The organism is uncultured Tenacibaculum sp. (genome assembly GCF_947502995.1).
Lineage (GTDB): Bacteria > Bacteroidota > Bacteroidia > Flavobacteriales > Flavobacteriaceae > Polaribacter.
The window spans coordinates 84,159-108,923 of the sequence record NZ_CANNBW010000005.1 but is presented as its reverse complement, the minus strand read 5'-3'; the positions used below and the strand labels follow the sequence as shown (position 1 = coordinate 108,923).

The following is a 24,765-nucleotide window of genomic DNA, read 5'->3' as shown; positions in this document are numbered from 1 at the left end:
ATTATAAACGTTCGCTAATTACTGTTCTAACAATATCAATTGCTACAGTATTATACCTGTCATTAGGAATAATAATATCAGCATAATTTTTTGTAGGTTCTATAAATTCTTGATGCATTGGTTTAAGAGTATCTTGATAGCGAGATAAAACTTCGTTAATATCTCTTCCTCGTTCAGTAATATCTCTACGAACTCTTCTGATTAAACGTTCATCAGCATCGGCATGTACAAATATTTTAATATCACATAAATCTCGAAGCGCTTTGTTGTTGAAAATTAATATACCTTCTACGATAATAACTTTACGAGGGTGTGTTTTTACTGTGTCTTTTGTACGATTATGAGTTACAAATGAATAAACAGGTTGCTCTATAATTTTATTTTCCTTTAATTCAGTTAAATGATTTACTAATAATTCGAAATCTATAGCTCTAGGATGATCAAAATTAATCTTAGATCTTTGATCATAGGTTAAGTTATCTGTAGCGTTATAGTAAGAGTCTTGTGAGATTACACAAACTTCATCAGGTGGTAACTCATTGATTATTTGATTTACTACAGTAGTTTTTCCACTTCCTGTTCCTCCAGCAATTCCTATGATAAAAATGTTTTTCATTTGTAGTTAAAATATAAGCAAATTTAGAAAAAATAGGGCATAAAAAAAGACATCTTTTCAGATGTCTTTTTTAATTTGAGCCGATAGAGGGACTCGAACCCACGACCTGCTGATTACAAATCAGCTGCTCTAGCCAGCTGAGCTATATCGGCTGTTGCCTTTAAAAGCGTGGCAAATATATAACGTTTTTTGAAACTGGCAAACTTTTTTTAAAAAAAATTATTTTCTTTCTGTTTTCGGTAGAATTTTAAAAGAAATAACTGGGATGTCTACATGATTTACTACGTCTTCAGTGATACTGTGATCGAAGATTTGAGAGAAACTACTCCTGCCATGTGTGGTCATAATTATGATATCAGCATCGTAACTCTTTGCATAATTGGTAATTCCGGCTTCAATTGTGTAGTCAGATATGTAAGAAACATCTTCTAAATGATCTGAGTTATTATTTGCTTTATCAAAGAAATTTTTAACTGTAGTTCTCATTTCAGCCGAACTTAAGAATGATTTTCCAGGTGTATTTACGTAAATCATTTTTGTTTTTAAACCGATAAAATCACAAAACTTTTTAATTCTTTTATAAGGACCGATAGAATCATCTGTAAAATCACAAGCAAAAATTGCTTTTTTAAATCCATTATCTAATGGTTCATCTTTTATTACAAGAACAGGAACGTTTGAGTGTCTAATTACTTTTTGAGCATTAGATCCAATTAAAAATTCTTTGAAACCTGTTGCTCCTTTAGATCCCATCATTACAAGGTCTATTTTTTCTTCTTGATAAAGGGTGTTTAATTCTGTAAAAACTTTATAATGTTTTAAAATAGGTATAACTTTTACATCTTTTAAATAATCCTTATCTAAAAACTCTTTGAATTTATTTTCAGCTAATTTCAGATAAAGTACAGTTTCTTTTGTTGTGTTTGAATTATTCATCATTGCTGTAGATAATTCAAGCATGTGTACGGCAACTATTTCATAATCAAAAGTTTTTCCGTAATAAGCGGCAGTTCTTAGTGCATTTTCCGATTGAATAGAAAAATCTACGGGGACTAATATTCTTTTCATAAAGTGTGTGTTTGAAGTTGTACCCTTTAAATTACGAAAAAAAAGTGATTTTTAATTAGTTGTATAGGTTAAAGGGTTGGTTTTATGGGGTTAATGTGTTTTTTGAATGGTTGAAATGTTTTTGTAAATTCGTATGAAAGCATATTTTATGAAGAAATTTGATGTTGTTTTTTTGTTGTTTTTTGTTGTTTTTTCTTGTTCTTCAGAAAAAGAAGAGCGTACCATTTTTAAAGAACAGGAATTTTTAAATCAATCTTATGGAGTAGGTGAACTACAGAAATATGATATTTTTTTACCAGAAGATAGAAGTATAGAAAATACAAAAGTATTGATAGTTATTCATGGAGGAGGATGGACTTCTGGTGATAAGAGTGAATTGACTTTTATTTATAATTATTTTAAAAAGTTAGGCAGTAATTTCGCAATTGTAAATTTCAATTACACATTGGCAGATCTAAATACTAAGCCTATTCCTTTACAAACTAACGATATAAAAAAGTTCATTTCTCATCTTAAAGAAATGAAAGATGCATATAATATAGGAGATGAATTCTTTTTATTAGGATCGAGTGCTGGAGGACATTTATCGATGATGTATGGTTATAAATTTGATATAGATAAAGATATTAGAGGAATTATAAATGTTGTAGGTCCAACTAATTTTTTAGATACATCTTACACGCAAACTACAAATAACGAAACTGCAGAATTATTAAATAATGTTCAGGTTTTACATAATGAAACTATAGAAAATAATCCGTCTTTTTATGAATCTATTAGTCCTGTTTTTCATATTACTTCAGAATCACCAGCTACAATTTCTTTTTATGGAGGAAACGACCCTCTAGTTCCTGAACAACAAGGTGAAATATTACATAAAGCTTTAGATGAACTTCAAGTAGTAAATGAATTATACATATATCCTACTGAAGGTCATGGTTGGGGAGAGCCCAATATTCTTGATACTTTCCTTAAAATCGAATCTTTTTTAAATAAAAATTAAAAAAGTTTGTAACGTTTTAAAAAAATTGCAGTTCTTCCTATCAAACAACTAACTAACATTATTTTAAAAGTTTGGATTCATTATCAGATAGTGCATTAATGCTGAAAGTAAAATCAGGTGAAAGGCATACGTTGGGGCTTTTATATGAGCGTTACAAGAAACGTTTGTTTGGTTTCTTCTTTCAGATGAGTAAAGATGCTAATTTATGTGAAGATTTAGTACAAAACGTATTTATACGAGTTATTAAGTATAAACACACATATACAGAGGAAAGTAATTTCTTATCATGGATTTTTAAAATCGCAAGAAATGTGTATTACGATCATTTCAAAGGGAAAAACAAAAATAAAACCTATGATATAGAAGAACAATATGATGTTTGTTCTTTCGAAAATGCAGAAAATACAATAGAGCAGACAGAAAGAATAATGCTTTTAAAGAAAGCGATAAATCAATTACCTGAAGCAAAAAAAGAGTTAATCATTCTAAGTAAAATGAAAGAATTGAAATATAAAGAGTTGGGAGAAATCATAGGATGTTCTGAAGGTAATGCTAGAATTAGAGTTCATAGGGCATTGCACGATTTAAAAAAGATTTATTTAACATTAGACAAGAGATAGTATGGAAAATTTAGATGTTAAAGCAATGATGATAGATTACTTGTCAGGTAATTTATCTGAAACAGAAGAAAGAGATTTTGAAATACAATTGGAAAAAGATCCTGTTTTAAAAGAAGAATTTTTAGAAATGAGTTTTTTCTGGGAAGCAGAAAATATAGAAATTCCAGAACCTACTATGGAAATGGATCGCAAGTTTTATGAAATGCTGAATGAAGAAGTGAAGGAAGAACAAAAAGATTCATCATTAGTGCGATTTGTAAAACGTATAGAAGTATTACCATTTAGAAAAGTGTTTTATGCATTTGGTATTTTAACTATTGGTTTCTTTTTAGGAAAAGAAATGAATAATGTAAAAGAAATACATATTCCTGAAGAAGTAAGAGTAGCTCAAAAAGAAACAGAGCAAGTACGATCTCAGTTGGTATTAACATTATTAGATCAACCTTCTGCAAATCAAAGATTACAAGCTGTTAATGAAGTGAGTAAATTAAGTGAAGTAACAGAAACAATTATAAAGGCTTTATTCGCAACATTAAATAACGATGAAAATGTAAATGTTCGTTTATCTGCAATAGAATCTTTAAAAAAATACACAGACATGCCTATTGTAAGAGAAGGATTGGTTGCTTCGATAGTACATCAGAAATCACCATTAGTACAAATAGAATTAGCAGATGTGATGGTTTTATTACAGGAAAAAGAAGCTGTAAAACCATTTAAAGAATTAATAGATCAAGAAGGAATAAATTCTAGCGCAAAACAAAAAATAGAAGAAAGTATATCTAACATATACTAAAAGAATTTGATGTAAATGGTAAATCCTAGGTCGCTTTTTACAGAGATACATATAGTCATTCATCAAAACCAAAAAACATGAAAACAATTAAAATCAGTTTATTAATACTATTTTTAAATACCTTATTTATAAATGCACAATATCTTAAAGGAGAAAAGAAATACAATCAAGTAGAGACAATAAAAGAAGAATATCAATTTTTAGAACAATCGCCAGACAATATTGTGGTAATCGATAATGTTTACGGTTCTATAGATGTGGAAGGTTACAACGGAAAAACCATCAAAATTGAAGTAGTAAAGAAAGTTTCAGCAGATACAAAACAAGATGTTGCTGAAGGTATGCAAGAAATCGGAGTGAAATCTGCAAAAAAAGGAGATGCAGTATATATCTATATGGATTCACCATATTCTAAGTTTGATTTAGAAACAGGAAATTTTCAACATCATGAGTTTAATTTCGGAAGTAGAAGAAATTACAAACATCGTAAGAAAAGAATGTATAAATATCGTTTAGATTTTAAAGTGAAAGTTCCTAAAAATGTAAGTATAGATGTTAAAGCAATTAATAAAGGCAATATTACGGTAGATAATGTTCATGGAAAATTATTAATCGTGCATAATGTGAATGGAGCAATTGATATGACCAATGTTTCTGGACAAACAGATGTAAATGCTTTGAATAAAGATATTAATATCACCTATGCTAAAAATCCAACTAAAGAAAGCTGGTTTAAATCACTAAACGGAGATATTAATGTGTTGTTTAAAAATGGATTAAATGCAGAAATTAGTTACAAAACAATGAATGGAAACTTTTATACAAATTTTGATGTTGAGAAAACAGAGCCTCAAGTTTCCAAAATAAAACAGAACTCAAAAAGAGGAGTAAAATATAAACTTAATATAAGAAAGAATTTTAAAATAGGAAATGGTAAAATTCCTTTTCATTTCGATCAGTTGAATGGAGATGCCATTGTAAAAAAATAAAAGAAGTATGAGATTTATTAAAATAATAATTAGCATTGTTTTCTTAGTTGTTTTTCAACTTTCAGCTCAAGAAACTGTAAAAGTGCCATTAACAGATCCAACTAAACCAGGATTTTTGAAAGTGAAGATTCTTAATGGTGCTATAAAAGTAAAAGGTTCTAATACTAAAGAAGTAATTATAAAAGCTTCCGTTAGGGAAGGAAATAAATACAGGAGTAGAAAAAAGAAAAATCGAAAAGATTTACAAGGTTTAAAACAGATTTCTAATGTGGGATTAGATTTCAGTGTGAAAGAATATAATAATGCTATTGATGTAGATTCTGATAGAAATGGTATTACAGATTTTGAAATAGAGGTTCCAAAAAACTTTTCTTTAAAACTATCAACCTATAATAGTGGAGAAATTTATGTAGAAAATGTAAATGGTATTATGGATGTAAGTAATGCGAACGGAAAAATCACATTAAAAGATATTAGCGGAGCTGTTAGTGCAGATGCTTTAAATAAAGATATTACAGTGAATTTTCTTAAAGTTACTCCAGATACACCTATGGCGTTTAGTAGTTTAAATGGAGATATAGATATTACTTTTCCTAAAAGTTTAAAAGCAGATGTAAGAATTAAATCTGAACGAGGCGATATTTTTACCGATTACGATTTAAAATCGAAGCCTGTTAAAAGTAAAACATCTAAAAGTGAAAGAACAGGTAATGGTTATAAAGTAAAAATAGAAAAATGGATAGAAGGAGCAATTAATGGTGGAGGTCCAGAAATATTATTCAAAAATTATAATGGCGATGTAATTATTCGTTCTAACTAATAGAAAAAAGATCACTGAAAAAGTGATCTTTTTTATTTATTGTTCTATCAAATAGAATTAGATAATTCTAAGTTGTTGCTGATAAATTTTTTAGGTGTAATTTGAGTTTCTGATTTAAAAATTCTATAAAAACTAGCTTCAGAGTTAAAACCACATTCTTTGGCAATTCCTAAAAGAGATAAATTATCTAGCTCTCCATTAAGTAATCGTTTTTTTACTTCTTCAACCCGAGCTTCATTAATTAACGATCTAAAGTTTTTTTGATAATGAGCGTTTATAGTGCTAGACAATAAAGTGTCACTAATATCTAATTGTTTGGCCAAAGACTTTAAAGTCAATTTAGGATTTAAATAAACTTTATTAGAAATAATAGCCGTATTTAATTTTTCAATTATAGAAATATCTACATCATTCTCTTTGTTATTATTTTTTTGAGGTAAGATAACTTCAGCATTTTTAAATCCAATTATAGCTATGTAATAAACAATAGCTGCTATTAAAGAATGATGAAGATCCCAACGCCAGTTGTAACTGTGATCTAAAACAGCATTTAAAGTAAAATTAATAATATGAAGTGTAGATAATGTACAGAGTAAAAAGAATAAAATATTTAGAAATTTAATTTCAGAATCTTGTTTTGTGTTTGTTTTTGGAAGTCCTTTAATAAAACTTTTAAGTTCTAATCCGCCAAAATATAAATAACAACCACTCATAATCATTAAAATATATTCATCTAGATTTTTTGCTTCATTAAAAAATAAAGCATCTGTAATTATTCTTTTTTCTGAGTATACCTGAGTTTGCATAGCAGCGATATACATGATTACAGAATACATTTGAGAAACGAAAAAGGGAGTAAAGTGCAGCCAATCTTTCTTTCTAAATTTAAAGTCGATATTTTTTATTGATAAAAAATAAAAGTAGAATAGTGGAGGTATTGCTATTTCAACACTATTAGGAAAATATCCAAACCCATGAACTTCCCAAAGATTTAGAGAAAGCAATAACATTTTTGAGTTTAACCACACAAAGGCTAAAATTCCTAAAGCAAGAAATTTATTAGACTTTTTAATGGTTGATTTTTTTAGTAAAATGATACTACAAACGATTCCGGTTGTAATTCCTATTAGTACAGATAAATCAAAAAAAGATAATTCTATGCGCATATCTTAACATTAAGAGTATAAAAGATGTTATTTTCTTTAAATTTCAATTCTCTAAAATATATCAGTTAAAGAGAACATGTAACATTAATAACAATTTAAATTATGAATTGTTACAGTTCTATTTTAATTCAGTCAACTTAACAAAAAGTTAATTCAAGCTTAGTGTTCTCAACATTTTAGTGGTTTAATTTCGAGCATCAATTAATTAAAACAATTATAACCTTCTAAATTTAAAATCACTAAAAATGAAACAAATCTACTTTTTATGTATTGTAATGTTTTTTACTTTTTTGAGTATTTCGAACTCACAAAATAACTTAAAAGTAATGACTTTTAATAAGTTGTATTCAACAAGTAGTAATTCAGCCTTAAACGTAGTAAGAGCTTCAGGTGCAGATGTCATTGGTTTACAAGAATCATACGGAGCAGCTCGAAGTATTGCAAACTCACTTGGGTTTTATTATCATGCTGTAAATAGTAGTGTAACAATTATTTCTCGTTATCCTATTACTTCCACAAATTCTTCAGGAGTTCAAATCACGTTACCTGATGGTTTAAAAATTTATGTATTCAATGCACATTTAACTTCATATCCTTATGAACCTTATGAAATAAGAGATAGAAGTATAAGATCAGAGTCTGCGGCTATTAATTCGGCAAATAGAACAAGAGGAAGAGAAATGACTAATATTGTAAATACCATACAAAGTTGGGTTCCTGCTGGAGCTCCTGTATTTTTTACTGGAGATTTTAACGAACCAAGTCATTTAGATTGGACTACAAGAGCTACAAATGCAAACGTTCACGCGCTAAAAGTGGCTTGGCCAGCTAGTAGAAAAGCAATAAACATAGGATTGAAAGATTCTTGGCGAGAAGTTTATCCGAATGAAGTATTAAATCCTGGAGATACATGGACGCCAAGAAGATCATCGAATGAGGTTTATGATAGAATCGATATCATTTATCATAAAGGAAATAATGTTGAAGCTATTAATGCAGTTCGATACGGACCAACAAATGATGAAGCAGAGGTTAAGTTAAATAATTATGCGAGTGATCATCGTGCTATGATGGTTACTTATACTATTCCTGAAGAAAATGGAGGAGGCGATAATGGAAGTGATTCAAGTTATGGTGAAAACCTATTGCAACAGTATAGTGCAGAGGAAAGTAATTTGAATAGTTGGAATCAAGTTTCTGGAAATAGTATTAGAGTTCGTGGTGGACGTAATGGATATCCGACAGCTAAACAAGGAAATTATATTTTTTGGTTTGGGAATTCTAGTACTGGAGAAATTTATCAAGATGTAAATGTTGAAGCTTATGCAAATGCTATTGATAATGGTTTGCAATCTTTTTATCTAGAAGGATTTATTAGGTCTTATAGCGGAAGAGATAGAGTAAGAATTGAGTTAGAATATAGAAATGCAAACAATACTGTATTAGCAAGTTTTGATAGTAATTGGAAAAATAGAAGTAGTAGTTGGGAAGAAGTTATTGATGAAAGAATTGCTCCAACAGGAACACGAAAAATAAGAGTGATTTTATTGAGTGAAAGAAATAGTGGAACTTCAAATGATGGGTATTTAGATGCGTTAAGTTTAAGAACAAAAGAAAATAAGTTGTCTCGAAGAAGTAACGTTCTCAAAGAAGAAGAAATTAAAGAAGCAGATAATGAATTTAAAGTATGGCCTAATCCAGCAACAAATGTAATCAGTATAAATAATAGAGATAGAGGAGAGGTTTTTATTGTAAATGTTTTAGGTGTTATTCAGAAAAGAGTGGAACTTACAAAATCTAATGCCGAGGTTTCTATTTCAGACTTATCTAAAGGATTATATATCGTTAGATTCGTAAATGATAAAGGAATTGTAAAAACCAAATCTTTAATTGTTAGATAAAAAAGAGATAAAAGTTAAAGCTCAATGAAAAAGAATTCATTGAGCTTTTTTACGTTTTTATTTTTCTAATCGTTCTTGTTTTTTAATTTTTTTCCAGTAAAGAAATCCGAAAATTAAAATTAAATCAATACAAACGAAATTACTAATTAGCATAAAGTTAAAGTTATCGATTACTTCTGTGGTTGATAATACTGTTACCTTGAAGTGGTTGTTAGCGGCGTGAAAAAAAGCAGCAATAAATATTGAATGTTTGTTGAAACCGATATAAGCAATAATTATAGATGAAGCGATACAAATAAGAGGATATGTAATAAAAGCTTCTATATAAGGATAATGTTGAAAGTTGTATCCTTGTAAAGCTGCAGGTAAATGCCAAATTCCCCATACAAATCCGAGTATAAAAACACCTTTGAATTTTCCGTATGAATTAAAAAGTTTGTCTTGTAAATAACCTCTCCAGCCAATTTCTTCACCCATTACTAATATTGTCATAGCTAAGTAACCAAATAATAATAGAGCAGCGTTTTTAGGGAAAGTTCCTAAAATAGACCAATCAGGACTAGTTCGAAATCCTAGTGAAATTTGAATAAAGAAATCAATACTAACATAAACTAAAGGAATTAAGATTGCTAGAAATATTCCTTTTACAGAGGGTTTGGAAAAATTTAACGATTTCCAATTTCCACCTTCTCGTTTATTGATAATTATGGCCAATATAGCAGGCATAATAGCTAACGATAATTCTGATACAGCTCTAATAATAATACTTGTTGATGTATCTAATAAATTATATGTCGTAAAACCAATTGCCCAAGAAATAATAAGAACTAAAAGAATGTAATTTAAAGACTTTTTAAGGTCTGATTTTTGTTTTGTTTTTGTCTGAATTGTAGTGTTCATAATGTTGAGACTCATTTTAAATTTTGAGCAAATCAACTGATAAACAAGAATCAAATCGACTCATTGGAAGCAATGATACCTTTTTCTATACTTTTTTTATATTGAAGAGGTGTAATACCTTCACTATTTTTAAAAACTCTATTAAAAGTTGCTTTGGAATTGAATCCAGAATCGAAAGCAATGGCAAGTAAGGTTAATTGATTAGAATCACCTTTTCGAATACTTTCTTTAAAATTTTGAATTCGATATGAATTTACATAATCATAAAAGCTAGTTTTCAAATGTTGATTAATGAAATTAGAAAGTTTTTTATCTGAAATCTCAAGAGCATCTGCTGTTTCTCTTAATGTTAGAATTTGTTGTTTAAATAACTGTCTGTTTTCAAATAATTCTTTCAATTTCTTCTCTAAATCTAAAAACTCATCAGATTGAATTAGAGAGGTAGGTTGATTATATAGTTTGGTTTCTGTTTTTTCTACTTCTTGAGTTGTCAAAAAAACTTGAGATTGATTTAATCCATAATATCCCATATACCAAATTAATCCAGTTAAGTATAAAAGATTAATAAAAAGTACCAATTGAAGGGAAGGATAAGCAATTAAGATGCCGCCGCAAATCATATCAATTATTAACAAAGCAATTAAACCATTTACCCATATCGAAAACCATTTTAAATCAATATTTTTTGTAAAAGAGTAATTTTTTTTAAGAGTAGTTCTATATTTTTTTAAAGTTCTATAACAATTGTACAAACAGTAAATAAAGTAAACTGAACCTAAAAATGGAATAATGTAGATTAGAGTATTATAATTAAATCCTTGTTCATTTGTTGGGGTTTTAAAAATATAACTAGGTAACGTAAACGTTAGTAACCCAATAAAAAAAGGGATTAAATTTTTAATTATTTTCTGAATTGTGATTTTACTATAAATAGCTTGTACATAATTTAACAATAATGGACCTAAAGCCATATAGATAATTGCTCCTAACGGAAGTATTATAGAACTAATAGTATCACTTTGGATGTATGAAGAAGCATAAGTTAAAAACAAAACAAGTAAACATACTAATATGTATACTAATATCTGATTTGAAAATTGCTTTTTAAATCTGTTTATAACAAGAAAAATCAATAAAAGATTTAGTGTAATTCCAGAATAAATAATGAATAGGAAGAAATCTTGCAATTTGTTTATCTTAATTAGCTGTAAAAGTATTAATATAAATTTGTGTTTTTATCCTTTTTTTGAAGTTCTTTTATGAAATAAGAAGGGTATAGTTTTGTTCTCTTTTTGAAAGCTAAAGAAAATGTTTCTTGATTATTAAATCCACATTCTAACGCTATCGATTTTATTGTATATGCTCTAAGTTGAGGATCCTTTTTTAATTTTTTTATAGCATAATCGATTCTTAAATTATTAAGATAAGTAGAAAAATTTGTTCCTTTTTTTGAGTTAATAACTTTAGATAAATAAGTGCTATTGGTATTTAATTTCTTAGCTAATGAACTAAGTGTAGCTCTTTTATTTAAATAAAATTTAGTGTTTTCATAGTCATTTAATTTTTGAAGGATTTCTTTGGTTAATTCTTCTGATATTCCTGAAGTTTTTTTCTGAATTATTTCAGGTTTGGTGTTTTCTTCAGAATTCAAAATATCTTCAAATCTTTTTTTATAGTCTCTGTTACGTTTTATTAAAAATATAGTAACTAATGTGAGTATTGAAATTACAGATGTAAAAACTCCTTTGAAAACTGTATTTTTTTTCTGATTATCTTTTAAATTAGAGATAATATTTTCTTTCTCTTTCATTAAGTTCGGTATCTCATAACCTTTAGTGATTTGTTTAGAAACAGTTCTGTATTTTTTATTATAAACAGAGTCAAAATTCATTAGGGCATTGATGTAAAAGAGCTGATTTTTATAATCTTGTTTATTTTTATAATAATCAATAATAAAATCATACCCTTCTAATATTTCTAGAGCAACATCATTAGTTTCTGAAAGAAATTCATGAGATTCTTTTAAGTATTTAATTCCTTTTTCTTTTTCTCCTAACACATAATAAGTTTTTCCGATGTAAGAATTATTAATAGCCGTAGTTAAGTTATCTTGCTGATTTTTTATAATTTCTTTACTTTTTAAAAGTAAACTTAAAGCTTTGTTGTAATTCTTTAAATAGTAATTGTTTATACCAGAGTTCATTATAAATCGTATTCTAATAATATCATTATTACTATTTTTCAAGCCTTCTATACCTTGATTAATAATTATCTGTGCAGAATCATGTTTTTTAGTGTAAATTAAAGCGTCGCAATATGCATACAAACCTAAATAATAGTAGTGTTCCTTTCTAGGAAATTGAAGTTTTTTAATATCGTCTATATGTTTTTTGAACAACTCTTTTGCTTCTTCACGAAGGCCTAACCTGTATTTTAAAGCAGCAATATCAAATTTTATACTTGCACGTTCAAAAGTATTAGGTAAAGAATACTTTAAAGCTTTTAGATAATATTCTAAAGCTTCATTAAACTCACCAAAGATATGATAAATTAGACCGATACGTTCGTAGGCTACAGCAGGGTATTTAGGATGATTTTTTATCTTTTTACTAATGTTTAAAATACTATCAGAATAAGCTATTCCTATTTCTTTTTTACTTGAGTAAAGTCTAGATAGGAAATAGTAAGCATTACACATTTTTAAAGTATCTTTTTTTTTCTTCGCTTTTAATAAATATGCTTTAGCATGTTTAAAAGCAATAATAGAATCTATTTGTGTTTTTTGAAAATTAACTTTTAAGTCTTCATAATTAAGTTTCGATAAAGAATCAATATCATTTTGAGAATATATAAAAGTATTACTAGTTAGCAATATTTCAATAATTAAGAATATAGCAAGTTTTATTTTTAGCATATTTTAAACATAAAAAAAGATCACTAAGTAAAATTAGTGATCTTTAAACAAACAACTAAATTCTAAAACCTATAAAAGTTGAAGAAATTGTTAAGCCCGAAGGCTAATATTGTTAGAAGCAGTATTTGTTTTCTGCTTTTAATTTTTCTGCAATAGTATTGCGTAACTCAACTACGTTAGGGTAGTTTGTATATTTAGTGAAACGCTTAAGTCCCATTAACATCATACGTTGCTCATCACCTTCAGCGAAAGAAACGATTCCTTCTCTAGCACTTTGAGTAATAATTTCTACAGCGTTATATAAATATAATTTAGCCATAGCGATTTTTTCTTTTTGTGCTTCTTCACCAAAACGCTTAACGTTTTTCTCAGTTCTTAAGATACCAGATTCTGCCATGTAAATCTCGATTAAGATGTTCGAAGCAGCAGTTAATAACTGTTGGTGCTTTTCTAAATCTGGACCGAACTTTTGTAATGCAGCTCCAGCAACCATTAAGAATACTTTCTTTAATCTTCCAATAAGATCTTTTTCTTCAGAGAATAACTCAGAAAAATCAGGAACATCAAAAGAAGGAATACCCATTAATTCATTTCCAACAGCAGTTGCTGGTCCTAATAAATCAACGTGACCTTTCATTGCTTTCTTAACTAACATTCCTACAGAAAGTAATCTGTTAATTTCGTTAGTACCTTCATAAATACGAGCAATACGAGCATCTCTCCATGCAGCTTCCATTGGAGTTTCCTCTGAGAATCCCATACCACCAAAGATTTGGATTCCTTCGTCAGCACAGTTTTGAATATCTTCAGAAACTGCAACTTTTAAGATAGAACATTCGATAGCATACTCTTCAACACCTTTTAATTCAGCTTCTTGATGTGTATTTCCTTCAGATTCACGGATAGCGATTCTGTCTTCAATATTTTTAGCAGCTCTATAAGAAGCAGACTCACCAACATAAGCGCTAGTAGCCATTTCAGCTAATTTAGATTTGATAGCTCCAAATTCAGAAATTGAAGTTTTAAACTGTTTACGCTCGTTAGCATATTTTACAGCATCTGTAATTACTCTTCTTTGAGAATCTAAACAAGCAGCAGCTAATTTGATACGACCAACGTTTAATGCGTTCATCGCAATTTTAAATCCACCACCACGCTCAGATAACATGTTTTCAACTGGAATTAAAGTATCGTTAAAGAATACCTGACGTGTAGAAGAAGCTCTAATACCTAATTTGTGCTCTTCTTCACCTAAAGTTACTCCATTAGGATTGTCTTTATCGTATTCTAAGATAAATCCAGTAATATTTTTATCATCTTCGATACGAGCAAAAACGATGAAAATCTCAGCAAATCCTGCATTAGAGATCCACATTTTTTGTCCGTTAATTTTATAATGCTTTCCGTCTTCAGTTAACTCAGCAGTAGTTTTACCAGAGTTAGCATCAGATCCTGCACCTGGCTCAGTTAAACAGTAAGCTCCAAAACGCTCACCCATAGCTAAAGCAGGTACATATTTTTTCTTTTGCTCTTCAGTACCATATAAAGTAATTGGCATAGTACCAATACCTGTATGCGCACCAAAAGCAGTACTGAAAGAACCTGTTCCACTAGAAATGTAATCACAAGTTAACATTGTAGAAACAAATCCCATTCCTAATCCTCCATATGCTTCAGGAACAGCAACACCTAAGAAACCTAATTCACCTGCTTTACGCATAGTTTCTTCAGTTAATGCATAATCTTTAGCCTCGAAACGAGTTTTATGAGGAATAATTTCACGGTCGTTAAATTCGATAACCGCGTCTCTCATCATTGTTTGCTCCTCAGTAAAATCTTCAGGAGTAAATATATCTTCGCAATTAGTTTCTTTTACTAAGAATTGTCCTCCTCGTAAAATGTCTTTATTTAATGTTTCAGCCATCTTTTTGTATTATAATTTTTTGTTACGTTAGTTTAAGAATTCAAAAATACCAGCAGCTCCCTGTCCAGTACCTACACACATAGTTACCATTCCGTATTTATTCTTCATTTCACGCTTACGCATTTCGTCGAATAATTGAACAGATAACTTCGCTCCCGTACATCCTAACGGATGACCTAAAGCAATAGCTCCACCATTTACGTTGATTATATCCGGATTTAATCCTAATTCTCTAATTACAGCTAATGATTGAGAAGCAAATGCTTCATTTAACTCAATTAAGTCAATGTCGTTTTGTTGTAAACCAGCTTGTTTTAATGCCTTTGGAATAGCAGCAACAGGTCCGATTCCCATGATTCTTGGAGGAACACCAGCAGCAGCATAACTTACCATACGAGCAATTGGTTCAAGGTTTAATTCTTTTACCATGTCTTCACTCATAACCATTACGAAAGCAGCTCCATCACTTGTTTGAGAAGAGTTACCTGCAGTAACAGATCCGTTAGCAGCAAATACTGGACGTAATCTTTGTAAACCTTCGATAGTAGAACCTTTACGAGGACCTTCATCTTTAGTTACAGTAAATTTACGTGTCGCTTTTTTTCCTTTACCATCGATATATGTTTCTTCTACTTCAATAGGAACGATTTGATCTTGAAAACGATCTTCAGATTGTGCTTTTAATGCTTTTAAATGAGAATTTAAAGCAAACTCATCTTGATCTTCACGAGAAATTTTATACTCTTGAGCTACAGCTTCAGCCGTATTTCCCATTCCCCAGTAATAATCTTCGTGACCAGCGTTCACAATATTATAGTTTAATTCAGGTTTAAAACCAGTCATCGGTACAGAAGTCATGCTTTCAGCACCACCAGCAATAATACACTCAGCCATTCCTGATTGAATTTTTGCTACAGCCATACCAATCGTTTCTAATCCTGAAGAACAAAAACGGTTTACAGTAACACCTGGTACATCAACAGAATTTAATCCTATTAATGAAATGATACGTGCCATGTTTAATCCTTGAGATCCTTCTGGCATAGCATTTCCCACAATTACATCATCAATACGCTTAACGTCAAACTCAGGAAGGTTTTTCATTAGGTGTTGAATTGTTTCAGCAGCTAATTCATCTGCTCTTTTAAATCTAAAACCACCTCTTTTTGACTTTCCTACGGCAGTTCTATATCCTTTTACTATATATGCTGTTTTCATTGTTTAGTTTCTTAATGGTTTACCAGTTTTTAACATGTGCTGAATACGCTCTAATGTTTTACGTTCTGTAGTTAGACTTAAGAATGCTTCACGTTCGATGTCTAATAAATACTGTTCAGAAACTTTTGTTGGTTCTGATAAATCTCCACCAGCCATTACATAAGCTAGTTTGTTTGCAATCTTTTGATCGTGTTCTGAAATGAATCTACTTGCTTGCATAGAATCAGTAGCTACCATAAATGCACCTAATGCTTGTTTACCAAGAACTAATACATCGTTACGGTGTACTGGTTGTGTATATCCTGCATCAGCTAATAATAATGCATGTTTCTTAGCTTCAGCAATTTGACGATCTCTGTTTACAACCACAACATCTTTTCCTTGTTGTAATAAACCTAAATCAAATGCTTCGTAAGCAGAAGTAGATACTTTAGCCATACCGATAGTTAAGAAATACTCTTGAAGAACATTTAACTGAACATCTCCTTTGCGGAACGTATCAGAAGCTCTTAAGGCCATTTCCTTAGAACCACCACCACCAGGAATAACTCCAACACCGAATTCAACTAATCCCATGTATGTTTCAGCAGCAGCAACAACTTTGTCAGCATGTAATGATAATTCACATCCTCCACCTAAAGCCATTCCATGAGGAGCAGCGATAACAGGAATAGATGAATAACGCATACGCATCATCGTATCTTGGAAATACTTAATGGCCATGTTTAACTCATCGTACTCTTGCTCAACAGCCATCATAAAGATCATTCCAATGTTTGCACCTACAGAGAAGTTTGCTCCTTGGTTACCAACAACTAATCCTTCGAAGTCTTTTTCAGCTAAATCAACAGCTTTGTTTAATCCAGCTAAAACATCTCCACCGATTGTGTTCATTTTAGATTGGAATTCACAGTTTAAGATACCGTCTCCTAAATCTTCAATTACAACTCCAGAGTTTTTGAATACTTCTTTAGATTTTCTGATGTTATCTAAGATGATAAATGCATCTTGACCAGGCTTTTTAACCTGAGCTTTTTCATTTACATCATAATAATATGTAGCTCCATCTTTTACTGTATAGAAAGCAGTTTCTCCTTTTGCTACCATTTCAGTAACCCAAGCAGCAGGCTCTTTTCCTTCAGCTTTCATTAATTCGATACCTTTCTCAACTCCAACAGCATCCCAAATTTCGAATGGTCCATTTTCCCAACCGAAACCAGCTTTCATGGCATCATCAATTCTATATAATTCGTCAGAAATTTCTGGAATTCTATTTTGAACATAAGCAAACATGGCAGCAAAGTTCTTACGGTAGAATTCTCCAGCTTTATCTTTACCACCAACTAATACTTTAAAACGATCAATTGGCTTATCTATAGTTTTAGTTAATTCAAGAGTAGCAAACTTAGCACGCTTTTTAGAACGATATTCCATCGTATCTAAATCTAACGTTAAGATTTCTTTCTTTCCTTCAGCATTTACTGACTTCTTATAGAAACCTTGCTTTGTTTTACTACCTAACCATTTGTTTTCCATCATTGTGTTGATGAAATCTGGTAATTTAAATAAGTCGTGAGCTTCGTCGTCTGGACAATTGTCATAAATTCCGTTAGCTACATGTACTAATGTATCCAAACCTACAACATCTACAGTACGGAAAGTAGCTGATTTTGGACGACCAATTACTGGTCCAGTTAATTTATCAACTTCTTCAACTGTTAAACCTAATTCTTTTACTTGGTGGAATAACGATTGGATTCCAAAAATACCAATACGGTTTCCAATAAAAGCAGGAGTATCTTTAGCTAATACAGAAGTTTTTCCTAAGAACTTATCTCCATATTCCATTAAGAAGTCAGTAACTTCTTGCTTACAGTCTGGTCCAGGAACAACTTCGAATAATTTTAAGTAACGAGGTGGATTAAAGAAGTGAGTTACAGCAAAATGTTTTCTGAAGTCTTCGCTTCTTCCTTCATTCATAAATTTGATTGGAATACCAGAAGTATTAGAAGAAATGATAGTACCAGGAGTACGATATTTTTCTACTTTTTCAAAAACATTTTGTTTAATATCTAAACGTTCAACAACAACTTCCATTACCCAATCAACATCTTTAATTAGGTGTAAATCATCATCAATATTACCTGTAGTAATTCTATCAGCAAACTTTTTGTTGTAGATAGGGGACGGTTTAGATTTTAAAGAAGCCGTTAAAGCATCGTTTACTAAACGATTACGAACAACTTTGTCTTCTAGAGTTAATCCTTTTGCTTTCTCTTTGTCTGTTAGTTCTCTTGGTACAATGTCCAAAAGTAATACATCAACACCGATGTTAGCAAAGTGACAAGCGATACCAGATCCCATAATACCTGATCCAATAATCGCTACCTTTTTAATTCTTCTTTTGCTCATTACTTATATAGGTTTGAATTTTTATACAGCTTGAGAAGATATATCTCCGTATATCTTTTTTTCAGCTATAAGCTTGTTTATAATTTCTGTTACTTTAAAAAAACTTTGAATTTCTTTATCTGTTAAACGTTCGCGGACTTTATTATTAAATTGATAAACGTGACCTTTAGAAATCTCACGTTTTTCTTTACCAAATTCAGTAAGCTTAATAATCACGCTTCTACCATCCTCAGGGTTTTTTTCTCTTAAGATTAAACCTTTATCTTCCATAGATTTTAAAATTCTAGAAAGACTTGTTGGTTCCATTCCCATTAAAGGACCTAATGAAGTAGAAGGAGTCCCGTTCTCGTAATCAATATTTAATAATACAAAAGCCATGGCCATAGTACTATCATGTTTTGATGCTTGTTCATTATACATCTTTGCTACAGCTTGCCATGTAGCTCTTAATTGATGATCTATTGATTTACTTTTATCCATATAACATTTCAAAGATATAAAAATTTATTATGCATGCATAATAAATCAGGAAAAAATTATGCATGCATAATAAATTTTAACGATTAATTAATATGAAAAATTGAGATTATGGGATTATAACTTCAATATTTTTAAGAGATTATCAGTTTTTTAGATAAAGCTAGAATTTTAACAGAGTAGTTCTCTTGATTGATTTATAGTAAAGATTATACGTAAAATCATTAATTATAAAAATATCTATTCTTTTTTTTTTAGTGTTTTTTTCTTAGTCAAAATCAAATAAAGAGTTTGCTTTTTGAATAAAAAGTCAAAAAAATGTAACATATCTTAATATAATATTACTAATACTCACAAAAGTGTGTAAGTTTGTCATAAAACTTGATCAAGCTATAATCAAACAACCAAAATCAATGAGTAATTTATTAGAAATTAATAATGTAGTAAAAAGCTATGGAGATTATACTGCATTAAATAATGTATCGATGCATATTCCTAAAGGAAGTGTATTTGGGCTTCTTGGTCCTAATGGTGCAGGAAAAACTTCATTAATTAGAATTATCAATCAAATTACAATGCCAGATAGTGGAGAAGTAATTTTAGATGGAGAAAAATTAGCACCTCATCATATCGAACAGATTGGTTATTTACCGGAAGAAAGAGGATTGTACAAATCAATGAAAGTAGGAGATCAGGCTTTGTACTTAGCCCAACTGAAAGGAATGAGTAAATCTGAAGCTAAAAAAAGATTGAAATATTGGTTTGAGAAATTTGATATTACAGCTTGGTGGAACAAAAAGATAGAGGAATTATCTAAAGGTATGGCTCAAAAAGTGCAGTTTATCGTAACTGTTCTTCATCAACCTAAATTATTAATTTTTGATGAACCATTTTCTGGTTTCGATCCAATTAATGCTCAGTTAATCGCCAAAGAAATATTACAATTAAGAGACGAAGGTGCAACTATTATTTTTTCAACACATAGAATGGAAAGTGTTGAGGAAATGTGTGATTATATTGCATTAATAAATAAGTCTAATAAAATTTTAGATGGTAAGTTAGATGATATTAAGCGTCAGTATAGAACTAATGTTTTTGAAGTTGGATTAAAAACAGATTCACCTGAAGAAGTACAACAAAAATTAAGTCAGAATTTTGAAGTTTCTCCAGCAGATTTTAAATCGCTAAATGAAGGATTAAAGTTAAATGTAAAATTAGCAGGAGGAAATAATGCAAATGATTTATTATCATTTTTAACTTCAAATGGTCAGGTAAATCACTTTGTAGAATTAGTGCCTAGTGCAAACGATATTTTTATTCAATCAATAAACAAAACAATTTAAGATGAACAAGTTAAAGTTAATTATTCAACGCGAGTTTATTGCAAAGGTTAAAAATAAATCATTTATAATAATGACCTTTTTAAGTCCATTATTAATGGTAGGTATGGGAGCTTTAGTATTTTTCTTAACTAAGAAAAATAAAGAGAAAGTGAAAAAAATAGTGTTTGTTGATGAATCTGGAATCTTTTCTAAAGATGTATTTAAAGATTCTAAAACATTACAATTTGAAGATTACACAAAGTTAGGTATAGAAGAAACTAAGAAAAAAGTAGAAGAAGGAGATTACTACGGAGCATTATATGTACCTAAAAAAGATAGTTTAGAAATTCTGGCAAAATCAATAGAGTTTTATTCTAAAGACTCTCCAGGATTAACTGTAATGGATAACATAGAAAGAAAGATAGATTCACGTTTACGAAATCTTAAATTAACTGATTTCGGGATAGATTTAGCAAAAATAAAAGCTTCTAAAATTTCTTCAGATGTAAAAATGTATAACTTTTCAGGAGAAGAATCATCTAAAGCAAAGAATGTAGCTAGTATTATTGCTGGAGGTGCTGCAGGTTATCTACTGTTTATGTTTGTTTTAATTTACGGGACTTCTGTAATGCGTAGCGTTATTGAAGAGAAAACAAGTAGAATTATCGAAGTAATCGTTTCTTCAGTAAAACCCTTTCAGTTAATGTTAGGTAAAATTATAGGTAATGCATCAGCAGGTTTGTTACAATTCTTTATTTGGGGAATTATACTATTTGCTTTAAGTATGATTTTACCAGCAATATTTGGTGTAAGTATTTCTGAAATGCAAACAGCTCAAGTTTCTGCAGAACAAATGGAAACGATAAAACAAGCAGCAGATATGAGTAAGTTTGAAAAGATAATTCAAGGTGTTTTAGATTTACCATTACTTAAAATGTTTATACTATTTATCTTCTATTTCTTTGGAGGTTATATGTTATATAGTTCTTTGTTTGCAGCTATTGGGGCAGCAGTAGATAACGAAACAGATTCACAACAATTCATGACTCCAATAATGTTACCTTTAATATTAGGAGTTTATGTTGGATTCTTTACAGTAATAAATGATCCACACGGACCAATTTCTGTGATATTTTCCTATATACCATTTACATCACCAATTGTTATGTTAATGCGTATTCCATTTGGTGTAGCTTGGTGGGAAATTTTAATCTCGTTATTAATATTAATTCTTACTTTTATAAGTGCAGTATGGATTGCCGCTAAAATATATAGAGTAGGTATTTTAATGTACGGAAAGAAACCAAACTATAAAGATCTATGGAAGTGGATTCGTTATAGTTCATAAGAAAAAATAATGGAAGAAATTAATAATGTATTAAACTACACTTTTCATTACAATGATCATATTAGTATCAGTGTAAAATCAATACTAATATTAGTAGCTGTAATTATGCTAGCTTCATTTCTTTTAAAATTATTTAAAAGATATATAAAAGGTAAATTACAGGCTCAAGATAAAAACAAATTCGATACAGTTTTTTCTTTTGGAAAGTGGTTGTTATACATTATTATCTTCTTAATTACATTACAAAGTTCTGGAGTTCAAATTACAGCAGTTTTTGCGGCATCTACTGCCTTATTAATTGGTGTTGGTTTGGCACTCCAGACTTTCTTTCAAGATATTATCTCTGGAATCTTTATTATTATGGATCAAAGTGTTCATGTTGGAGATTATATCGAAATAGATGGTAAAGTAGGTAGAGTTGTCGAAATAAAATTACGAACAACAAGAGCTGTAACCATCGAAAATAAAGTACTGGTGATTCCAAATCACATGTATTTAAAAAATAGTTTATACAATTGGACACAAAACGGAAGTAAGACTAAAAGTTCGGTAGAAGTAGGTGTTGCTTATGGAACAGATGTTCAGTTGGTGAAGAAAATATTACTTCAAACAGCTGATGAGCACAAGCAAATTTTAAAAACACCTGAGCCAATGGTTTTATTTAAAAATTTTGGAGACAGTTCTTTAGATTTTGAACTTATTTTTACCATTCATAATAGTTTCCAGTTGGCAGTTATACAAAGTGATTTACGCTTTAGAATAGATGAATTATTCAGAGAGCATCAAATTAGTATTCCTTTTCCACAACGAGATATTCATCTATATACCAAAAACGAATAGCAACTAATCTCAAAAATTCAGCAAGATGAAATTTCAGCTTTACCTTTTAATTTTTTCAATTTTTATTATAGGATGTGATCAGATAAAGAAAGAAGAAAAAGAAGAGGTGAAAACAGAAATAATCGAGATTAAAAATATCTTTAATGAAGAAGAAGTTAAGTGGTTTAAAAATAAAGGAACAGCTACAATAAAAGGCGTAGCAAAGTTTAAGCCTAAAAAAGGAAATATACGTTTTGGTGAAGAGTTTTCTGTTGAATTAATGCCTTATACTGCTTATTCAGAAGAACGGTTATCTCATATTTATAAAGACAAAAAAGCAGATTTTGTATTTATAGCAGACGGAGTGCCAAAGTTTACTCCAGACCCTAAAGGATATCATGATACAATAAAGGTAACTTGTAATGCTGATGGAACATTCGAGTATGTAAATTTACCACCAGGGAAATACTACATAGTAGCTTTCATGATTTTTGATGGAGGAGGAGGAATTATGAGACATTTTGAACTTAAAGATGGAGAAAATAAGACGTTAGAAATGACTAACTATTAAAATATTAATTGCTAAAAGTTAATGAAAATAAGAAAAGTATTAAAAACATCATTATTTATTTGTTTCGGATTATTTTTTTTGTTCAGCGTAATTGATGTTCAATTATCTATTGAAATAGTTTTATTCTTAGTTATAACTCTAGTTGTAGTTAAACTATATGAATTATTCATGATTTATTTCGGAAGTAGTAATAGAATACTATTAGGCAAAATTGAATTGTTTAGATCAAAAATTTGGGATTATTTAATTTCTATCCTAGCAATTGTTCTTTTGTATTTAACAATAAGGTATGGCTATTTGATAGAATTTAAACCTAATACTTTTGTCAATTTCTTTTTTGACTCTACAGCGAATCATTTTGCTTATTATATAATTTCTTTAATTTATCTTATTAGTTTTATAATAAATGATAAGCGCATTTTTTATTTTACAAAGCAAGGTTTGGTTAGCAAGGCAAATTACTTTGAAGACTATCTTTGGGAGGATTTTAAAGCCTATACATTAATTGAGGAACAGTCTTTGATTAGGTTTACAAATAAAAATGATAAATTTCTTTTTGTTAAGTACGAAGAGTCGTATTTTCAAGAAAACAAAACAGAGATTTTAAACGTGTTGAATAAAAACATACCATATGTCTAAAATATTAATCATAGAAGACGAAGCAGCTATTCGTCGTGTACTGAAAAAAATTATTTCAGAAGAAAATGATAGTTACCAAGTAGAAGAAGCAGAAGATGGATTAGCAGGAATCGAGCTAATTAAGAACAACGATTATGATCTTGTACTTTGTGATATTAAAATGCCAAAGATGGATGGAGTAGAGGTATTAGAGAAAGCAAAAAAGATTAAACCAGAAATTCCAATGGTGATGATCTCTGGTCATGGAGATCTAGATACAGCCGTAAATACGATGCGTTTAGGCGCTTTCGATTATATCTCAAAACCACCAGATTTAAATCGTTTGTTAAATACAGTTCGTAATGCTCTAGACAGAAAAGAACTTGTTGTAGAAAACAAGCGTTTAAAGAAAAAGGTGAGCAAAAACTATGAAATGATAGGGGAGAGTGATGCAATTACCCATATTAAAGATATCATTGAAAAAGTAGCCGCTACAGATGCTAGAGTTTTAATTACTGGTCCGAATGGAACAGGAAAAGAATTAGTTGCACATTGGTTACACGAAAAATCAGATAGATCGAAAGCACCAATGATAGAAGTCAACTGTGCGGCTATACCATCTGAGTTGATAGAAAGTGAATTATTCGGTCATGTAAAAGGAAGTTTTACAGGAGCAAATAAAGATAGAGCAGGTAAATTTGAGGCAGCAAATGGAGGAACTATTTTCTTAGATGAGATTGGAGATATGAGTTTGTCTGCTCAAGCAAAAGTATTAAGAGCTTTACAGGAAAATAGAATTTCAAGAGTTGGTTCAGATAAAGACATAAAAGTTAATGTACGAGTATTAGCAGCAACCAATAAAGATTTAAAAAGGGAAATTGCAGAAGGACGTTTTCGAGAAGATTTATATCATCGATTAGCTGTAATTTTAATTAAGGTTCCAGCATTAAATGATAGGAGAGAAGATATTCCTTCATTAGTAGAATTTTTTGCAAATAAAATTGCAAATGAACAAGGTACACCTAAGAAAGAGTTTGCTAAAGAAGCGATTAAATTATTACAAGAATACGATTGGACAGGTAATATTCGTGAGTTACGAAATGTAGTTGAACGTTTAATTATTCTTGGAGAAAAAACAGTATCAGCAAACGATATTAAATTATTTGCAAGTAAATAATAAAATGTGCATTTAAGAGTTTTTATGACCCTTAGATGAGTTTTAAATTCTAGCAGAACATAAAAACAAAAAAGAAGAGTTTTGCT

General features: G+C 29.8%; 22 protein-coding genes and 1 tRNA gene. 12 read left to right on the top strand and 11 right to left on the bottom strand.

The features are described from left to right. Position 1 precedes the first annotated feature (1 nt). From udk to Q1A46_RS05465, 3 genes are all read right to left on the bottom strand, one after another. On the bottom strand, positions 2–607 hold the full coding sequence (gene udk / locus Q1A46_RS05475) for a uridine kinase (RefSeq protein WP_299675223.1): 606 nt from the start codon (positions 605–607) through the stop codon (positions 2–4). Positions 608–694: 87 nt separating this feature from the next. Then, positions 695–768, bottom strand: a tRNA-Thr gene (locus tag Q1A46_RS05470). A 67-nt stretch (positions 769–835) separates the two neighbouring features. Next, positions 836–1,684 (bottom strand): universal stress protein, encoded by an 849-nt coding sequence (locus tag Q1A46_RS05465; RefSeq protein ID WP_299675001.1) that lies wholly within the window; start codon positions 1,682–1,684, stop codon positions 836–838. A 148-nt stretch (positions 1,685–1,832) separates the two neighbouring features. On the opposite strand from Q1A46_RS05465, the gene Q1A46_RS05460 reads away from it, so the two are divergent. The 5 genes from Q1A46_RS05460 to Q1A46_RS05440 all read left to right on the top strand — a co-directional run bounded on the left by Q1A46_RS05460 (position 1,833) and on the right by Q1A46_RS05440 (position 5,912). Next, complete coding sequence (locus Q1A46_RS05460; protein WP_299674998.1) at positions 1,833–2,687, top strand: alpha/beta hydrolase; 855 nt, start codon at positions 1,833–1,835, stop codon at positions 2,685–2,687. A 71-nt stretch (positions 2,688–2,758) separates the two neighbouring features. Beyond that, positions 2,759–3,307, top strand: a complete 549-nt coding sequence (locus Q1A46_RS05455) for an RNA polymerase sigma factor (protein WP_299674995.1) — start codon at positions 2,759–2,761, stop codon at positions 3,305–3,307. A gap of 1 nt (position 3,308) precedes the next feature. Beyond that, positions 3,309–4,103 carry a HEAT repeat domain-containing protein gene (locus tag Q1A46_RS05450; protein ID WP_299674992.1) on the top strand — a complete coding sequence of 265 codons (795 nt, stop codon included), beginning with the start codon at positions 3,309–3,311 and terminating at the stop codon, positions 4,101–4,103. Positions 4,104–4,180: 77 nt separating this feature from the next. Then, positions 4,181–5,092, top strand: coding sequence for a DUF4097 family beta strand repeat-containing protein (locus tag Q1A46_RS05445; RefSeq protein WP_299674989.1), 912 nt, complete (start codon positions 4,181–4,183; stop codon positions 5,090–5,092). Between the two features lie 7 nt (positions 5,093–5,099). Then, positions 5,100–5,912 carry a DUF4097 family beta strand repeat-containing protein gene (locus tag Q1A46_RS05440; RefSeq protein ID WP_299674986.1) on the top strand — a complete coding sequence of 271 codons (813 nt, stop codon included), beginning with the start codon at positions 5,100–5,102 and terminating at the stop codon, positions 5,910–5,912. A gap of 47 nt (positions 5,913–5,959) precedes the next feature. Here Q1A46_RS05440 and Q1A46_RS05435 read toward each other — a convergent pair whose 3' ends face one another. After that, entirely contained in the window at positions 5,960–7,078 is a 1,119-nt protein-coding gene (locus tag Q1A46_RS05435; protein WP_299674983.1) for an AraC family transcriptional regulator, read from the bottom strand. A 245-nt stretch (positions 7,079–7,323) separates the two neighbouring features. On the opposite strand from Q1A46_RS05435, the gene Q1A46_RS05430 reads away from it, so the two are divergent. Next, positions 7,324–8,979 (top strand): endonuclease/exonuclease/phosphatase family protein, encoded by a 1,656-nt coding sequence (locus Q1A46_RS05430; RefSeq protein WP_299674980.1) that lies wholly within the window; start codon positions 7,324–7,326, stop codon positions 8,977–8,979. 57 nt (positions 8,980–9,036) lie between these two features. On the opposite strand, the gene Q1A46_RS05425 is transcribed toward Q1A46_RS05430, so the two are convergent. From Q1A46_RS05425 to Q1A46_RS05395, 7 genes are all read right to left on the bottom strand, one after another. After that, entirely contained in the window at positions 9,037–9,879 is an 843-nt protein-coding gene (locus tag Q1A46_RS05425) for a CPBP family intramembrane glutamic endopeptidase (protein ID WP_299674977.1), read from the bottom strand. Between the two features lie 50 nt (positions 9,880–9,929). After that, the gene (locus Q1A46_RS05420; protein WP_299674974.1) at positions 9,930–10,931 is read right to left on the bottom strand and encodes an AraC family transcriptional regulator; all 1,002 of its coding nucleotides are present in this window, start codon (positions 10,929–10,931) and stop codon (positions 9,930–9,932) included. A gap of 164 nt (positions 10,932–11,095) precedes the next feature. Then, on the bottom strand, positions 11,096–12,793 hold the full coding sequence (locus Q1A46_RS05415) for an AraC family transcriptional regulator (RefSeq protein ID WP_299674972.1): 1,698 nt from the start codon (positions 12,791–12,793) through the stop codon (positions 11,096–11,098). A 112-nt stretch (positions 12,794–12,905) separates the two neighbouring features. Beyond that, positions 12,906–14,717 (bottom strand): acyl-CoA dehydrogenase family protein, encoded by a 1,812-nt coding sequence (locus tag Q1A46_RS05410; RefSeq protein WP_299674969.1) that lies wholly within the window; start codon positions 14,715–14,717, stop codon positions 12,906–12,908. Positions 14,718–14,744: 27 nt separating this feature from the next. Continuing rightward, a complete protein-coding gene (locus Q1A46_RS05405; RefSeq protein ID WP_299625958.1) occupies positions 14,745–15,935 on the bottom strand; it encodes an acetyl-CoA C-acyltransferase in 1,191 nt (396 codons plus the stop codon). A gap of 3 nt (positions 15,936–15,938) precedes the next feature. Beyond that, positions 15,939–18,347, bottom strand: a complete 2,409-nt coding sequence (locus Q1A46_RS05400; RefSeq protein WP_299674966.1) for a 3-hydroxyacyl-CoA dehydrogenase/enoyl-CoA hydratase family protein — start codon at positions 18,345–18,347, stop codon at positions 15,939–15,941. A gap of 21 nt (positions 18,348–18,368) precedes the next feature. Further along, complete coding sequence (locus Q1A46_RS05395) at positions 18,369–18,827, bottom strand: MarR family winged helix-turn-helix transcriptional regulator (RefSeq protein WP_095070284.1); 459 nt, start codon at positions 18,825–18,827, stop codon at positions 18,369–18,371. 410 nt (positions 18,828–19,237) lie between these two features. Between Q1A46_RS05395 and Q1A46_RS05390 the strand changes: the two genes are divergently transcribed. The 6 genes from Q1A46_RS05390 to Q1A46_RS05365 are packed head-to-tail and all read left to right on the top strand — an operon-like array spanning position 19,238 to position 24,679. After that, positions 19,238–20,167 carry an ABC transporter ATP-binding protein gene (locus tag Q1A46_RS05390; RefSeq protein WP_095070286.1) on the top strand — a complete coding sequence of 310 codons (930 nt, stop codon included), beginning with the start codon at positions 19,238–19,240 and terminating at the stop codon, positions 20,165–20,167. A 1-nt stretch (position 20,168) separates the two neighbouring features. Continuing rightward, complete coding sequence (locus Q1A46_RS05385; protein ID WP_299674959.1) at positions 20,169–21,494, top strand: ABC transporter permease; 1,326 nt, start codon at positions 20,169–20,171, stop codon at positions 21,492–21,494. Positions 21,495–21,503: 9 nt separating this feature from the next. After that, entirely contained in the window at positions 21,504–22,334 is an 831-nt protein-coding gene (locus tag Q1A46_RS05380) for a mechanosensitive ion channel family protein (RefSeq protein WP_299674956.1), read from the top strand. A gap of 25 nt (positions 22,335–22,359) precedes the next feature. Then, the gene (locus tag Q1A46_RS05375) at positions 22,360–22,884 is read left to right on the top strand and encodes a hypothetical protein (RefSeq protein ID WP_299674954.1); all 525 of its coding nucleotides are present in this window, start codon (positions 22,360–22,362) and stop codon (positions 22,882–22,884) included. Positions 22,885–22,905: 21 nt separating this feature from the next. Beyond that, positions 22,906–23,523 carry a hypothetical protein gene (locus tag Q1A46_RS05370; protein ID WP_299674951.1) on the top strand — a complete coding sequence of 206 codons (618 nt, stop codon included), beginning with the start codon at positions 22,906–22,908 and terminating at the stop codon, positions 23,521–23,523. Beyond that, on the top strand, positions 23,516–24,679 hold the full coding sequence (locus Q1A46_RS05365; protein ID WP_299674948.1) for a sigma-54 dependent transcriptional regulator: 1,164 nt from the start codon (positions 23,516–23,518) through the stop codon (positions 24,677–24,679). Before Q1A46_RS05370 ends, Q1A46_RS05365 begins: the two co-directional genes overlap by 8 nt. The last annotated feature ends 86 nt before the right edge of the window (positions 24,680–24,765 follow it).

Coding starts and splice junctions, on each gene's coding strand:
- Q1A46_RS05465 (WP_299675001.1), bottom strand. CDS start 1,684: ATGAAAAGAATATTAGTCCCCGTAGATTTTTCTATTCAATCGGAAAAT.
- Q1A46_RS05460 (WP_299674998.1), top strand. CDS start 1,833: ATGAAGAAATTTGATGTTGTTTTTTTGTTGTTTTTTGTTGTTTTTTCT.
- Q1A46_RS05450 (WP_299674992.1), top strand. CDS start 3,309: ATGGAAAATTTAGATGTTAAAGCAATGATGATAGATTACTTGTCAGGT.
- Q1A46_RS05445 (WP_299674989.1), top strand. CDS start 4,181: ATGAAAACAATTAAAATCAGTTTATTAATACTATTTTTAAATACCTTA.
- Q1A46_RS05440 (WP_299674986.1), top strand. CDS start 5,100: ATGAGATTTATTAAAATAATAATTAGCATTGTTTTCTTAGTTGTTTTT.
- Q1A46_RS05435 (WP_299674983.1), bottom strand. CDS start 7,078: ATGCGCATAGAATTATCTTTTTTTGATTTATCTGTACTAATAGGAATT.
- Q1A46_RS05430 (WP_299674980.1), top strand. CDS start 7,324: ATGAAACAAATCTACTTTTTATGTATTGTAATGTTTTTTACTTTTTTG.
- Q1A46_RS05425 (WP_299674977.1), bottom strand. CDS start 9,879: ATGAACACTACAATTCAGACAAAAACAAAACAAAAATCAGACCTTAAA.
- Q1A46_RS05415 (WP_299674972.1), bottom strand. CDS start 12,793: ATGCTAAAAATAAAACTTGCTATATTCTTAATTATTGAAATATTGCTA.
- Q1A46_RS05410 (WP_299674969.1), bottom strand. CDS start 14,717: ATGGCTGAAACATTAAATAAAGACATTTTACGAGGAGGACAATTCTTA.
- Q1A46_RS05405 (WP_299625958.1), bottom strand. CDS start 15,935: ATGAAAACAGCATATATAGTAAAAGGATATAGAACTGCCGTAGGAAAG.
- Q1A46_RS05400 (WP_299674966.1), bottom strand. CDS start 18,347: ATGAGCAAAAGAAGAATTAAAAAGGTAGCGATTATTGGATCAGGTATT.
- Q1A46_RS05395 (WP_095070284.1), bottom strand. CDS start 18,827: ATGGATAAAAGTAAATCAATAGATCATCAATTAAGAGCTACATGGCAA.
- Q1A46_RS05390 (WP_095070286.1), top strand. CDS start 19,238: ATGAGTAATTTATTAGAAATTAATAATGTAGTAAAAAGCTATGGAGAT.
- Q1A46_RS05385 (WP_299674959.1), top strand. CDS start 20,169: ATGAACAAGTTAAAGTTAATTATTCAACGCGAGTTTATTGCAAAGGTT.
- Q1A46_RS05380 (WP_299674956.1), top strand. CDS start 21,504: ATGGAAGAAATTAATAATGTATTAAACTACACTTTTCATTACAATGAT.
- Q1A46_RS05375 (WP_299674954.1), top strand. CDS start 22,360: ATGAAATTTCAGCTTTACCTTTTAATTTTTTCAATTTTTATTATAGGA.
- Q1A46_RS05370 (WP_299674951.1), top strand. CDS start 22,906: ATGAAAATAAGAAAAGTATTAAAAACATCATTATTTATTTGTTTCGGA.
- Q1A46_RS05365 (WP_299674948.1), top strand. CDS start 23,516: ATGTCTAAAATATTAATCATAGAAGACGAAGCAGCTATTCGTCGTGTA.